This is a genomic window from Rhizobium sp. BK650 (assembly GCF_014195325.1).
Classification (GTDB): Bacteria; Pseudomonadota; Alphaproteobacteria; order Rhizobiales; family Rhizobiaceae; genus Rhizobium.
The window spans coordinates 51367-64507 of record NZ_JACIBK010000003.1 but is presented as its reverse complement, the minus strand read 5'-3'; the positions used below and the strand labels follow the sequence as shown (position 1 = coordinate 64507).

The window sequence follows — 13141 nt, the reverse complement described above, 5'->3', positions numbered from 1 at the left end:
CGAAGAGGTGGAAAGCAAGTGCGGCAGTTTAAGCCCCTCCCCCTTGTTGGGAGGGGTTTGGGGCGGGGTTTTTTCATCACCAACCACAGGCTCCAAAGCCTCACGAAGAACCGGCCCGCCCCGCCAGCTCGAACAGCTGCGGCACCGCCGGGTTCCTGCCCGCCCGCGGCGCGCACAGCACGACATCGAATTCCGGCGCATCCTCGAGCATCCTCGCCACCACCCCCTCGGCAAGATCACTGCAAAGCGACTGCGGGATCAGCGCCACACCCAGCCCCTCCTGCACCAGCCGGATGATGGTGTGCTGCAGGCGGGGCTCGAAGACGAAATTCGGGATGACGCCCCCGCCGGCGCAATAGGTGCCAATCGCCGAACGCAATGTCGGCGCAACTGTCGCGGGGGCTGCAATCAGCTTTTCTCCGGCGAGCGACTGCGGCCCGATCATCTCGCCATCCGCCAGCCGATGACCCGCGGGCACAATCAGACAGAGACGGTCGCGGGCGAGCAGCAATGTGCGCAGATGCGGTGCCGCGCTGCCGCCGAAGGTGACGGCGGCGTCGAGCCGGCCCTCGGTCAGCATCTCCTCGATATCGGTAGGGATGCGCTCTTCGAGGATGAGGCGTACATCCGGCCGCGCCTCGGAGTAGAGCCGCACAAGCGCCGGGATGACGCTATGGGCGGCGTGCATCATGAAGCCGAGTTTCAATTCGCCCTTCATGCCGCTGGCGACCAGCTGCACATCGCGGCAGGCGGCATCGAAACCTTCGAGCACGGCGCGGCAATCGGCAAGGAAATGCTGGCCCGCCGGCGTCAGCGCCACATTGCGCGAATTGCGCTCCACAAGCTTTGCCCCGAGCCGCTTTTCGATCGCCGCAATCTGGCGGCTGAAGGGCGGCTGGCTCATGTTCACCCGCCCCGCCGCATGGCCGAAATGCAGCGTTTCGGCAAGCGCCACGAAATAGCGCATATGGCGTGTATCCATCTGATACCTCAGAAGTATCAATCAGCATCAAAGATGACATTGGATTATCTCGATCGCATGATCTAGGCAAGGATCGCTCCCGATCGTGGAGCCGCGCCGAACTACCCGAGTTGCCTCCAATGCTGACGAACCTTTCGATTGTCCTGCCGATCTTTGCTCTCATCCTCGCCGGCTGGATTGCCCGAAAGGCCGGGGCGCTCAGCGAAAATGCCACGCGTGAGGTCAACCGGCTGGTCGTCTATCTGGCCCTGCCCGCCCTCCTCTTCGACATCATGGCCAATGCCAGGCCCGCCGAGATCTGGCAGCCGGGCTTCATCATGGCCTTCACATCAGGCTGCGCCGTCATCTTCGGCGCGACCCTCTCGTGGCGCGTCGCCAAGGGCCGGCATCTCGTCGACGCGGCGATCGACGGGCTGAACGCGAGTTATGCCAATACTGGCTTCATCGGTTTTCCGCTCGTCCTGTCACTGATAGGCGACACCGGGATGGGGCCGACGCTGATCTCCACCATCCTCACCGTCTGCGTGCTCTTCGCCGTCGCCATCATCCTCATCGAAGGCGGCCTCCAATCCGAAACCCGGCGGCGCGATATCGCCCTCAAGACGGCCCGCTCGCTGGCAAAAAACCCGCTGCTCGTAGCACCCGCCCTCGGCGCGCTTGTTATGGTCTCAGGCGTGTCGCTTACGGCTCCCGTGCATACCTTCCTGAAGCTCCTCGGCGGTGCCGCCTCGCCCTGCGCGCTGATTGCCCTCGGCCTCTTTCTCGCCGACACGAGGGCGGGCGAAGCAAGCGCACGAGCGACGACGACAAGCATTCTCGTCGCCCTGAAGCTGATCGCCCAGCCCGCCGTTACCTGGCTCATCGCCGCACCTTTGCTGAACCTGCCGGCTTCCGCCACCCACACCGCAGTTCTGCTCGCAGCCCTTCCGACTGGCACCGGCCCCTTCATGCTGGCGGAATTCTACGGCCGCGAAGCAAGCCTGACGGGCCGCGTGGTGCTGGCCTCGACCGTGCTTTCGGTGCTCACGATCTCGGCCTATCTGGCGGTGACCGGATAGGTCCGTACGCGTTGTTGCCTGTCGCGGCTCAGCCGAACAGGCCGATGAGCCGCGCCGAGCTGATCGCAAGGCCAGCGATCGCCACCAGAATGAAAAGGCTCGCGATGACGAGAAAGATGGGGTTCTTCACTTTTTCTCCTTCGAGGCCGGCGATGGCTGAAAGGGAGGTAGCAGGTGCGGTTGAGAGCGGCAACCGTCCGCCCGCCGTCAAAGCCAGATATCGCCAGGTTGTGCCGTGGGTATCCCCTCGGCACGCCACTAAAGATGATTGTCCGCCCCACTTCACCCCCACAACCATCTGCACGCTAGCCCTATTTCAACTCAAGAGGTTGGTTCATGGCTACCGTCGTCTCTATCTGCAATCTCGCCCTTTCCAATATCGGCAAGGACAATATCAACGATCTCACCGAAAAGAGCGCCGAAGCGCGCGCCTGCAACCAGTTCTATGCGCAGACCCGCGATGTGCTCTTGCAGTCCTTTCCTTGGGCTGCGGCCGGCAAGACGCTGGCGCTCGGTGCACTGGACAATGACAAGCCCGGCGTCTGGCGTCATTCTTATGCGCGGCCGGCCGATTGCCTGCAGATCCGCTGGATCAGGCCGCGTTATTCCACCGACGCGGCAGCGGTGCCGGAAACGCTCAACCCCGATCTCGACGAGGCCGGGCGCGAGATGCAATATCCTTATGCGCTCGAGGGCGACCGGCTCTATTGCGATCTCTCGCCGATGCTGCTGCGCTACACCTGCCGCCTGACTGACCCTACGAAATATCCGCCGCTCTTCGTCGAGGCGCTCTCCTGGCATCTCGCTGTCCGTCTCGCCATGCCGCTGACGCGCGATCCGAAAATCCGCGCCGATGCGATGGCGCTTGCTGAGAGAAGCCAGCGGGCCGCCGAACAGGCCGAGGCCAATCAGGTGAGGCATACGAGCGAGAATTTCGTCAGCGAGCTGATTGCGGTGCGCACCCATGGCTGATTTCCGCGCCTACCAGCCTTCCTTTACCGCAGGCGAACTCTCGCCTGCCCTCGGCGCCCGCGTCGATCTCACCAAATATCAAAGCGGCCTGCGCACGGCGCTGAATGTCTTCGTCCATCCCCATGGCGGTGTGTCGAACCGGGCCGGCCTGCAATTCATCCATGAGATCAAGGACAGTTCGAAACAGGCGCGGCTGATCCGCTTCCAGTTCAATACCGAGCAGACCTATATCCTCGAATTCGGTCACCAATATATCCGCGTCTTCCGCGATGGCGGACTGGTGCTCTCCGGTGCCGCCCCCTACGAGGTCGCAACCGCCTATACGGCTGATGACGTGCAGGATCTCGTCTTCGTGCAGGAAGCCGACGTGCTCTATCTCTGCCACGTCAATCATCCGGTGCGCAAACTCGGGCGCCTTGCGGACAACAACTGGACGCTGACGACCGTCCAGTTCAAGCCGCTGATCAATCCGCCCGCGGGCACGCCTGTTGTCACCAAGCCCGGCGATACATCAGGCAAACCGGGCTATGTGGCAACCACATACCGCTATCGCGTCTCTGCCGTCGCCGACAGCGGCGAGGAAAGCCTGCCGTCCAACGCCGGCGCCGTCGTCAACGACCTTGCCATCCAGGGCGGCATCAACCGCGTCGCCTGGGCGGCGGTGTCAGGCGCGGCGCGCTACATCGTCTACCGCGACGACAACGGCATCTTCGGCTATGTCGGCGGCACAACAGGCCTCACCTTCGACGACGAGAACATCACGCCCGATCTCTCCGACACGCCGCAGTCCGGCCGCAACCCCTTCAATGCGGCGGGCGATTATCCGCGCTGCGTAACCTTTATCGAACAGCGCCTCGCCTTCGCCTCGACGCGGAACGATCCGCAGGCCGTCTGGCTCAGCCAATCCGCCAATTACGAGAATTTCGGCGTCTCCTCGCCCGCCAAGGCAAGCGATGCCGTGACCTTCCGCATCCGGGCAAGGCAGGTCAACGAGATCCGCTCGATGATCTCCGTGCGCGGCCTGCTGCTGCTGACATCAGGATCCGAATGGATCGTCACCGGCGGCTCGGCCGCCGATGCGATTTCGCCCTCCGCCATCAAGCTCGACAATCAGGGCTATCGTGGGGCCGCCAAGGTGCAGCCGATCGTCGTCGGCAATACGGTGCTTTTTGCCCAGCGTCTTGGCGGCGTGGTGCGCGACTTCTCCTATGACTATACACAGGACAGCTATGTCGGGAAGGACCTGACCATCCTCGCCCGCCACCTCTTCAAGGGCCGCGAGATCTCAGCCTGGGACTATGCGCAGGCGCCGGATTCCGTCGTCTGGGTGGTGCTCGATGACGGCGCGCTCGTCTCGCTCACCTACATGAAGGAGCAGGATGTCTGGGCCTGGACCCGCCACGAAAGCGGTGCCGATGCCTTCTTCGAGGATGTGACCGTCATCGAGGAGAATGGCGAGGATGTACCCTATTTCATCGTGCGGCGCACGATCAATGGAGTGCAAAAGCGCTATATCGAACGGCTGCACAGCCGCGCCTTCGAGGATGTTCAGGACGCCTTCTTCGTCGATTGCGGGCTCACCTATTCCGGCCCGCCGGCCACCACGCTGACTGGGCTTTCCCATCTCGAAGGGCAATCGCTCGTCGCGCTGGCCGATGGCAATGTCGTGCGCAACCTTACCGTCAGCGGCGGAGCCGTGCGCCTGCAGAACGCGGCGGCGAAAATTCATATCGGCCTGCCGGTGACGGCGGCGATCCAGACGCTCGATCTCGATGTCGGCCAGGTGCAGGGCCTCGGCACCGTGCAGGGCCGCTCGAAATCCGTCTCCGAAGTGACCTTTCGCGTGGAAAATACCCGCGGCATCTTCACCGGCCCTGCCGATGGCGAGCGCGACAGCAACGTGCTGGTGGAATACAAGCAGCGCCGCAATGAAAACTGGAACGAGGCGATCAGCCTCTATACCGGAGATCTTACCATCACCCCCTATTGGGACTGGAATACCAGCGGCGCCATGTGGGTGAAACAGTTCGACCCGCTGCCGATGACCATCCTCTCCATCATGCCGGATATCACCCTTGGCCGCTGAAATCGCGATCATGCCGGCAAAGCCCGCCCATATCCGCACGATCGCGGAGCGCATGCGCCAGGCCGACCGCGGCGAGGTTTTCGCCGCCTCCGGTCGCTCGCCGCTCTCTGCCCTTTCCTTCTCCTGCCGCCATTCCTCGCTTGCCTGGACAGCGCTCTTTAATGGCCGGCCAGAGGTTATGTGGGGTGTCGGCGACATCAATATCCTGACCGGCATCGGCGCGCCCTGGCTGCTCGGCACGGATGCGGTTGAAGAGAATTTCCGCGCCTTCCTGCGGATCTCGCGCGATTGGCCGGCTCAACTGTTGAGCCGCTATGCCGTGATCAGAAACTTCGTGGATGCCCGCAACACGGTCTCGATCCGCTGGCTGGAATGGCTGGGCTTCCGGCTGTTCGATCCGGTTGAGATCAACAGGCATCAATTCCGGCTATTCGAAATGGGAGCAGCTGATGTGTGATCTTGGTCTGGCTTTGACACTCGGCTCGACGCTGCTTGGCGCGGCCGGCCAGGTACAGCAGGCAAAGGCGACGGCGCAGGCGAACAAGTACAATGCCCAAGTCGCCGAAATGAATGCGCAGATCGCCGACAAACAGGCGAAGGACGCAATCGAGCGCGGCAAGCAGGAAGAGCAGCAGAAGCGCATGCAGACGGCGCAGCTCGAAGGCCGCCAGCGCGCCGCGATCGCCGCCAATGGCGTGGATATCTCCTTCGGCTCGCCGCTCGACACCATTGTCGATACCGCCAAGATGAGCGAGATCGATGCTCTGAACGTGCGCACCAATGCCTATCGCGAAGCCTATGGCTACAAGATGCAGGGCACCAATCAGCTGGCAAGTGCCAAGCTCGACCGCATGCGCGCCGACGCCGCCGTCAAGGGCGGCTATCTCGAAGCCTTCGGCACCGTGCTCGGCGGCGCGGGCAAGGCCTATACACAGGGCAAGGGCCTCGGCTATTTCAACTGAGTGATGCCGCGGGCGATACGGCAACACGAGCATATTCCGCGGGATTTGCGGTTGGCGATCGAGGCGGCTCTGACGCAACGAAGCCGCCCGCAGGCTCATGGAATTATGGCTCAATATTAGATAGTTATGGTGAGATTCTGATCTTAGACTTCAGTAAGACCTGCCATTTCCGAGCCATGACCGATCTCGATTAATCACTCGCTTCGATCGATCGAGCACTCTCGAAATGCTGCTTCAGCCGCTCGACCTCCTCAGGCGACCAGCCGGGCGGGTCCGTGACCGCCAGCCAGGCATCGATATAGTGCTGCGGCGCATAGACATGGCCGAAGCCCATCGGCGAGGTGGTGGCGATCATGGCGTCGAAGCCGAGCTGCAGCGCGGTGACGATCGGAAACCATTGAAAATGCGGTGATACGTCTCGGCCGCGCTGCCCCTGCATCCAATCCGGCTCCCGATAAAGCGCCCGCCAGTCGAAGAAGGTGACGGGATCGCTGGCATATTGCAGGAAGACGATGCGCACCGGCCCCCAGGCGGCACCGGCAGTGGTGGCAGACGTCCATTGATTGGAGAACCGGATCATGCTGCCATCGCGAAATTGCGGCAGCCAGGCGGGCGATCCTGGATTGCGGTTTGCCGTCAGATAGGACCATGTGGCACTGGCAAAGGGCGGCCCGCTCCACAGCGCCCCCTGGAACGGGTCGTCGAACACTTCAAAGAGATTGACGGAGGACTGGGAATTCAGCGCGCCGAGGCTCAGGCCATGAAGATAGAGTTTCGGGCGATGATCGCGCGGCAGGGTGCGCCAATAGCCATAGACTTCCCGAAACAGCGCCCTTGCCGTATCGGACCCGTATTCCGGCTCGACCATCAGTGACAGCCAACTGCTGAGATAGGAATATTGGATCGCGACGCTGGCGACATCGCCGCGCAGCAGATATTCGACTGTATCCAGGGCTTCCGGATCGACCCAGCCGGTTCCGGTGGGCACGACGACGATCAGCGAGGATCGCTCGAATGCACCTTGCCGCCTCAGTTCGGCGAGCGCCAGGCTCGCCCGCGCCTGTGCATTGTCTGCGCTGTTGAGGCCGACATAGACCCGAATGGGATCTTTTGCGGAAGAGTTCAGGAACGCGCCGATCTGCTCCCTCGTCGGGCCCGAGGCGATGAAATGACGGCCCCGTCGTCCGAGTTCCCCCCAGTTGACGAGCGAGACAGCGCTTCCCGTCCTGGCCGGATCGTCGGGCATCGGCGTATCGTCGTCAATCAGCGCATCGGCCTCCCGGAAAGAGGAATCAAGAACGCGCAGCGCGACATGGAACAGAACGCCATCGACTATGGTCCAGAAGGCGAAGGCAGAAATCAGGATGGCAGCAAGGGCGGCAATCCGCTTCGGGACGACCCGGCTGGCGCGTTCATAACTCGCAATTACCATCATCTTGAAAAGCCGGCCGATCGCGATGAGCAGGATGAAGATAAGGATTGCCGTCAAGATCAGCAGGAAGGGCTCGATCGTGGCATTGGGCGGAAGCTGCATCAGCGCCCGGACCGAATTCTGCCAGGACGACGCCTGCCACACGAAAAACGCCGCAATCGATACGCCTGCCATGACCGCCACCGATCGCACCACCCATCCGGGGCGGAACCGGAGCGAGGGGATCTCGAGATAGATCCAGAGCCATTGCAGGATGACGCCGCAAAGATAACCGACCGCAGCACTTGTACCCGACAGGGCACCCTGCACGAACCACGACCGCGGCATCAGGCTCGGCGTCAGCGACAGGCATAGGCAAAGCAGCGCAAAGAAAAGACCCGGCCACGAAGGCGGCCTGACGTAAATAATCGTTCGATATCGCATGATTGCCTCACACCATGCCGAATGCTGCACTCCCTGTTTTATGTCAGGTTTTGCCTGCAATCCAGAAGCGATGCGCGGCCGCTTAACAGACCCTGAGATTTGTCTGATGACGGCTGGCTTATATTGCGTAAAAGCGGCATCACGCAATCTATATCTCGCCTCATTACCTCACTCCGGCCGTGGGTCCAGTGCGAGCGGAAAAATGAGGGCCATAGGCACAGATCTCGTCGATGTAGACGCGGGCGCGTGGCCGGCGCATGTCCTCTCTGAAGTTGCTCCCGGCTCCGGCATACGGAATCCACGATCGTGCGCGTGGCGGCATCGGTATCGACCACCACATCAGTCCGACAACCTTCTTGCGCCTATGGTCACCAAAACCAGAGGCGTGATCTATGACAATTTCAAGCGAGACAAATCGGTCCGGCCCCTATAGCGGGGATGGCACCACCACGGCCTTCGAATACAAATTCAAGATCCTTGAACCCCAACATCTGCAGGTGATCCGAACGGATGCCTCCGGCACGGATACGATCCTCGTACTGGATGCCGATTACACAGTTACCAGGATCGGCAACGATGGGGGCGGCAGTGCGCTCATCACCCCTGCTCCGGCGGAAGGCAGCCGGATAACCTTGCTGCTGGACGTGCCCTTTACCCAGGAAACCGACTTGGAGAACCAAGGCGCCTACTACGCCGAGACGGTCGAGCAGGCGCTCGACCTGATCGTGATGCGGCTTCAGCAACTGAAGGAACGGGCGGCCCGCGCCGTTACCATTCCACCGAGTTACGATTCCGCTACCATCGATCAGCTTATTTCCAATGTACTGGCGCTGAGCGACAAAGGTGCGGCGATCGAAGCCGTCGCGGCCGTGGCGCAATATCTGAAATTGGTCGCCGATATCGCGGACGTTATTTCAGATGTCCCGGAACTGACGCAAATCGCCGGACAAAAAGCGGGCGAAGCTGCCCAATCGGCGGTGGCCGCGAATACAAGCGCAAATCTCTCGGCCGCCTATGCGAGCAATCCCGAGGATGTTCAGATCCCAGGCACAGGCGGCCTTTTCTCCTCATTTCACTGGTATCGAAAAACACTCGCACTCTACGGTTCGGTTGCCGCCGGCATCGCCGGAATGTTTCACAGTTCGGCCGCAAAAGCGGATATCGCCGATAGCGACGAATTCGCTATGGCTGACAGCACAGATAGCTGGACCCTGAAAAAGGTCCTAGCAAGCAGTATTGTCAAATATGTCTGCGTTGCCACCGGCTTTGATTTCTTTACGGGCTTTATCCCGGCTTATGCCGGAGTTGCATCTGTAACCATCGGCCCAGGCGCTGGATGGTTTGGCGGCAAGAAGCACCAGACCACTATTGCCACGCCTAAAACGCTCGCTCAGCTGCTCGATACCGGATCTGTACAACCGTCAAAGACGTATTTCCTCTACGCCGTCAGGAAGACGATAGATGGTACCACGGATTTCGTGATGTCGCTGTCGGCATCAGAGGCAGGTGTCATCAAGCCAACTGGGTGGGAATGCCTGTCCGGAAGCCGCGTTGGCCTGATCCTCACCAACTCATCGGGGAACGTCGTCCCGTTCTGGCAGACGGGCAATGAGGTCAACACCGATAGCTACGCGTGGTTCGTCGCCAACACCAATGTGCAGGGCCTCGCAATACCAAGCAATACCCCCGTGGGATTGAGTGTGGACATTTCGGTGCTGATCGACACCATTGTTGCAAGCACAGGGCAGGATTGCATCGGGATCGTCTCCGATGCCGCTGCCGCCAGCTACATCGCCGGCGCCGCCCATCAGGTTCGCTGCCGCTCACGCTCGGGCAACGATTATCCCGATCAAAGCGCGGCTGCTGGTAAGGCACGCAGCAATATTAATGGCCAGCTCTGGAGGTATGCTGCGGTGTCGAGCTCGGCCTGCGCTGCCTCCTTCTTCGTCTGCGGCTGGCACGACTACACCTGCAGGAGGCTATTTGCATGACAACCGTATATGTTTGCTACGACAGCGCCGGAACCATCCTTGAAATATTCTCTCGCAATCAACCTAACATGACCCTCACCCCTCACGACGATCAAGAGCCCGCGATCGCAAAATACCTCCGCGATCCCACAGGGTCGGAAGATCGCTTCCCCACTCTCCGGAAGTGGCAGCTCTGGCTCGCCGCGCTCGAACTTGAACCGCCGATTTTCAAGGCGGATGTCCTGGCCACGATCGACGGCATGGCCGGCATGTCGGCTAAGGACAAGGAAACCGTTCGCATCATGATCGAGGATGCGCAGGAATATTCCCGTGAAGATCCCCGCGTCGATCTGCTCGCGGTCGCCATGGGCATCCCGCCGAACCAGATGGACGATCTCTGGAAGTGGGCGGCCCGGATCGAGCCCGTGTGACTTCCACCGGCCTGAGACCAACGGTGAGACCGGCCCAGCCGGCCGGTCTCGTCCATCATCTCACAGCGGCAACGGCTTGCCCGTCTGCTCGGCCATCATGTATTCCGCATACCAGTCCGGCCAGTTTTCATCGTGTTTTCCGCCATTGCGCTTCTCATGCTCACCATGTGCGGCGGCTGCCCGGCTGAGCGCTGCGGCAATATCCTTCGCCGTGCCGAAGGCGGCAAGGTCGGAGGTGATCCGGCCGGGCAGCCGGGCGGTGATTTCCTGGAACAGCCAGCCGTTGCCGTCAGGGTCGCTGAAGGCCGCGAAGGAGCGATAGCTTCCGCGGTCGGGATCGGGGCCGCTGACCCGCCGCCGGCCGAAAAGATAGGGCACGTCGGGACCGCTATAGACCTCTCCCTCGGGATGGAATGCCTCGCTGACCTCAACGCCACGCTCCTTGAGCTCCTTGCGGGCAGTCTCGATGTCGGAGACGACGAGATAGAGGCCCTGCGCGGAGCCGGGTGCCGCCGGCGTCACGTTCTTCCCGAAGATGACGGATGCGTTCGAGCCAGGAGGGGTGAACTGGATCACCCGGTAGTTATCGCCCGAGGAATAGTCTGCATCAAGGCGCCAGCCGAGCCCGCCGTAAAAAGCCTTGGCCCGGTCGACATCCGACACCGGCACGACGATGATCTCCAGCTTCATCTCGCTCGTGCCGTTGCCGGTCATGTTGCTTGCGATGCTCATGATCTTCCCCTTCCACGATGATGTTGATGATGATGGCGATACGGCGAATGCATCGCCCGCACCTACTCTACCACGTTGAGGTCCGATGATCTCTGCTCAACCTTCTCGCGGCATCGCTTTGATGAAATCGATAAAGGCGCGCAGCGGCGCGGGTACCTGCCGCCGGCCGGGATAATAAAGGAAGGGGCCGGAAAAGCTTTCCCACCATTCCTCCAGCACCGGCTCCAGCGCGCCGCTTTCGAAATAGGGCTTCAGCCAGTCCTCGAAGGTGAAAACGATGCCGGTTCCGGCAACCGCCGCATCGATGGCGAGATCCGTTCCGCCGCCGTTCTGCACGATCAGCGGGCTCGGCGGATCGACCCTGACGATCTCGCCATCGCGCTCGAATTCCCAGACCGGGATGGCGCGACCGGCAAACCGCCCGCGGATGCAGGCATGTTGCAGCAGATCGCGCGGATGCTGCGGCCGCCCGTGTTCGGCGAGATAGGCCGAGGATGCACCACCGGCAAAACGCTGGCGGCGCGGGCCGATCGGCACGGCGATCATGTCCTGCTCCAGCCGCTCGTCATAGCGGATGCCTGCATCGCATCCAGCGGCGATGATGTCGACGAAATTCTCCTCGGTGACGATCTCGAGGCGGATATCCGGATAGCGCTTCAGGAACGGGGGCACGATGCGCGGCAGCACCAACCTTGCGGCGCTGACAGGCACGTTGAGCTTCAGCGAGCCGGCCGGCCGATCGCGAAAATCCTTCACGAAGTCGAGCGCCGCGTCGATCTCGCCGAAAGCCGGACCGAGCCGCTCCATCAGGCCGCGGCCGGCCTCTGTTGGCACCACGCTGCGCGTCGTGCGGTTGAAGAGCCGCACCCCAAGCTCCGTCTCCAGCCGGCGCACCGCATCACTGAGCCCCGAGGAGCTCATATGACTCACCCGCGCCGCCTCGCGAAAACCGCCGGCCCTTGCGACGGCGAGAAAGGCGCTAACGTCATTGATCTCAGGCGCACCTCGTTTCATAGTCCCAGCCTCCCTCTATTGTCCTATAAGCCGGACAGCCCGTCCGGGTTTTAGCCGATTGTCCGGGCCGCGATACAGGCCTATTTCCTGTCCGCCTTCAATCGGAGATGAGATTTCATGTCTACTGTCGAAAAATCCGGAAGCTTCAAGCTCGGCGATCGCAAGGTAAAGCGCCTTGGCTATGGCGCCATGCAGCTTGCCGGCAAGGGCGTCTTTGGTCCGCCGCGGGATCGAAACGAAGCGATCGCGGTGCTGCGCGAAGCCATCGAAAGCGGCGTCAACCATATCGACACCAGCGATTTCTACGGCCCGTACGTCACTAATGAGATCATCAGGGAAGCGCTTCACCCCTATCCCGATGATCTCGTCATCGTCACCAAGGTCGGCGCGCTGCGCGGGGCCGACGCCTCCTGGAACCCGGCCTTCTCCAAGGAAGAGCTGACCGCGGCAATCCACAGCAACCTGAAAAACCTCGGTCTCGACGTGATCGAGGTGGTCAATCTGCGCGCCATGTTCGATGTGCATGGCCCGGCCGAAGGCTCGCTCGAAGCGCCGCTCACGGTTCTGGCCGAGCTGCAGCAGAAGGGCCTGATCAGGCATATCGGCCTGTCGAATGCCACGGCGAAACAGGTAGATGACAGCCGCAAGATCACCGAGATCGTCTGCGTCCAGAACCAGTACAACCTCGCCGATCGCGGCGACGATGCGCTGATCGACAAGCTCGCCGCGGAAGGCACGGCCTACGTGCCCTTCTTCCCGCTCGGCGGTTTCTCGCCCCTGCAATCGTCGACGCTCTCTGATGTCGCCGCCCGCTTGGGTGCCACGCCCCTTCAGGTGGCGCTCGCCTGGCTTCTGAAACGCGCGCCGAATATCCTCCTGATCCCCGGCACATCCTCGCGCGTTCACCTGCGGGAAAATCTCGCGGTCGCGGATATCGAGCTGCCTGACGACGTGATGGCGGAGCTCAATGGCATTGCCGCTGCGAAGGGCGCATGACGCGACGAAACGCGGCGGACTGCCGCGTTCCGCAGGACACATCCCAAGATTGACGAATCGCCGCGGCCCGAACATCATCGTGT

Annotated in this window: 12 protein-coding genes; 8 read left to right on the top strand and 4 right to left on the bottom strand. The window is 61.7% G+C overall.

Translation table 11 applies throughout. The features are described from left to right. Nucleotides 1–100: 100 nt before the first annotated feature. A complete protein-coding gene (locus FHX15_RS08450) occupies nt 101–982 on the bottom strand; it encodes a LysR family transcriptional regulator (RefSeq protein WP_184395488.1) in 882 nt (293 codons plus the stop codon). A gap of 119 nt (nt 983–1101) precedes the next feature. Here FHX15_RS08450 and FHX15_RS08445 point away from each other — a divergent pair, with 119 nt between their 5' ends. From FHX15_RS08445 to FHX15_RS08425, 5 genes are all read left to right on the top strand, one after another. Beyond that, a complete protein-coding gene (locus FHX15_RS08445; protein ID WP_184395487.1) occupies nt 1102–2040 on the top strand; it encodes an AEC family transporter in 939 nt (312 codons plus the stop codon). A gap of 336 nt (nt 2041–2376) precedes the next feature. Further along, on the top strand, nt 2377–3012 hold the full coding sequence (locus FHX15_RS08440; protein WP_184395485.1) for a hypothetical protein: 636 nt from the start codon (nt 2377–2379) through the stop codon (nt 3010–3012). After that, entirely contained in the window at nt 3005–5098 is a 2094-nt protein-coding gene (locus FHX15_RS08435; RefSeq protein WP_184395483.1) for a hypothetical protein, read from the top strand. Before FHX15_RS08440 ends, FHX15_RS08435 begins: the two co-directional genes overlap by 8 nt. Next, on the top strand, nt 5088–5555 hold the full coding sequence (locus FHX15_RS08430; RefSeq protein WP_184395481.1) for a hypothetical protein: 468 nt from the start codon (nt 5088–5090) through the stop codon (nt 5553–5555). The genes FHX15_RS08435 and FHX15_RS08430 overlap by 11 nt, the downstream gene beginning before the upstream one ends. After that, nucleotides 5548–6060, top strand: a complete 513-nt coding sequence (locus FHX15_RS08425; protein WP_184395479.1) for a hypothetical protein — start codon at nt 5548–5550, stop codon at nt 6058–6060. The genes FHX15_RS08430 and FHX15_RS08425 overlap by 8 nt, the downstream gene beginning before the upstream one ends. Before the next feature lie 190 nt (nt 6061–6250). Here FHX15_RS08425 and FHX15_RS08420 read toward each other — a convergent pair whose 3' ends face one another. Then, nucleotides 6251–7915 carry an alpha/beta-hydrolase family protein gene (locus tag FHX15_RS08420; RefSeq protein WP_184395477.1) on the bottom strand — a complete coding sequence of 555 codons (1665 nt, stop codon included), beginning with the start codon at nt 7913–7915 and terminating at the stop codon, nt 6251–6253. A gap of 392 nt (nt 7916–8307) precedes the next feature. Between FHX15_RS08420 and FHX15_RS08415 the strand changes: the two genes are divergently transcribed. Continuing rightward, nucleotides 8308–9906: a hypothetical protein gene (locus FHX15_RS08415; protein ID WP_184395475.1), complete on the top strand. Its 1599-nt coding sequence runs from the start codon at nt 8308–8310 to the stop codon at nt 9904–9906. Beyond that, nucleotides 9903–10316 carry a hypothetical protein gene (locus FHX15_RS08410; RefSeq protein WP_184395473.1) on the top strand — a complete coding sequence of 138 codons (414 nt, stop codon included), beginning with the start codon at nt 9903–9905 and terminating at the stop codon, nt 10314–10316. The genes FHX15_RS08415 and FHX15_RS08410 overlap by 4 nt, the downstream gene beginning before the upstream one ends. 60 nt (nt 10317–10376) lie before the next feature. Here FHX15_RS08410 and FHX15_RS08405 read toward each other — a convergent pair whose 3' ends face one another. Both FHX15_RS08405 and FHX15_RS08400 read right to left on the bottom strand, forming a co-directional pair. Next, complete coding sequence (locus tag FHX15_RS08405) at nt 10377–11048, bottom strand: VOC family protein (RefSeq protein WP_184395471.1); 672 nt, start codon at nt 11046–11048, stop codon at nt 10377–10379. Nucleotides 11049–11144: 96 nt separating this feature from the next. Next, the gene (locus FHX15_RS08400; protein WP_184395469.1) at nt 11145–12062 is read right to left on the bottom strand and encodes a LysR family transcriptional regulator; all 918 of its coding nucleotides are present in this window, start codon (nt 12060–12062) and stop codon (nt 11145–11147) included. A gap of 117 nt (nt 12063–12179) precedes the next feature. Between FHX15_RS08400 and FHX15_RS08395 the strand changes: the two genes are divergently transcribed. After that, nucleotides 12180–13058: an aldo/keto reductase family oxidoreductase gene (locus FHX15_RS08395; protein WP_184395467.1), complete on the top strand. Its 879-nt coding sequence runs from the start codon at nt 12180–12182 to the stop codon at nt 13056–13058. Nucleotides 13059–13141: the final 83 nt, after the last annotated feature.

Coding starts and splice junctions, on each gene's coding strand:
- FHX15_RS08410 (WP_184395473.1), top strand. CDS start 9,903: ATGACAACCGTATATGTTTGCTACGACAGCGCCGGAACCATCCTTGAA.
- FHX15_RS08395 (WP_184395467.1), top strand. CDS start 12,180: ATGTCTACTGTCGAAAAATCCGGAAGCTTCAAGCTCGGCGATCGCAAG.
- FHX15_RS08450 (WP_184395488.1), bottom strand. CDS start 982: ATGGATACACGCCATATGCGCTATTTCGTGGCGCTTGCCGAAACGCTG.
- FHX15_RS08420 (WP_184395477.1), bottom strand. CDS start 7,915: ATGCGATATCGAACGATTATTTACGTCAGGCCGCCTTCGTGGCCGGGT.
- FHX15_RS08445 (WP_184395487.1), top strand. CDS start 1,102: ATGCTGACGAACCTTTCGATTGTCCTGCCGATCTTTGCTCTCATCCTC.
- FHX15_RS08440 (WP_184395485.1), top strand. CDS start 2,377: ATGGCTACCGTCGTCTCTATCTGCAATCTCGCCCTTTCCAATATCGGC.
- FHX15_RS08435 (WP_184395483.1), top strand. CDS start 3,005: ATGGCTGATTTCCGCGCCTACCAGCCTTCCTTTACCGCAGGCGAACTC.
- FHX15_RS08405 (WP_184395471.1), bottom strand. CDS start 11,048: ATGAGCATCGCAAGCAACATGACCGGCAACGGCACGAGCGAGATGAAG.
- FHX15_RS08415 (WP_184395475.1), top strand. CDS start 8,308: ATGACAATTTCAAGCGAGACAAATCGGTCCGGCCCCTATAGCGGGGAT.
- FHX15_RS08425 (WP_184395479.1), top strand. CDS start 5,548: ATGTGTGATCTTGGTCTGGCTTTGACACTCGGCTCGACGCTGCTTGGC.
- FHX15_RS08400 (WP_184395469.1), bottom strand. CDS start 12,062: ATGAAACGAGGTGCGCCTGAGATCAATGACGTTAGCGCCTTTCTCGCC.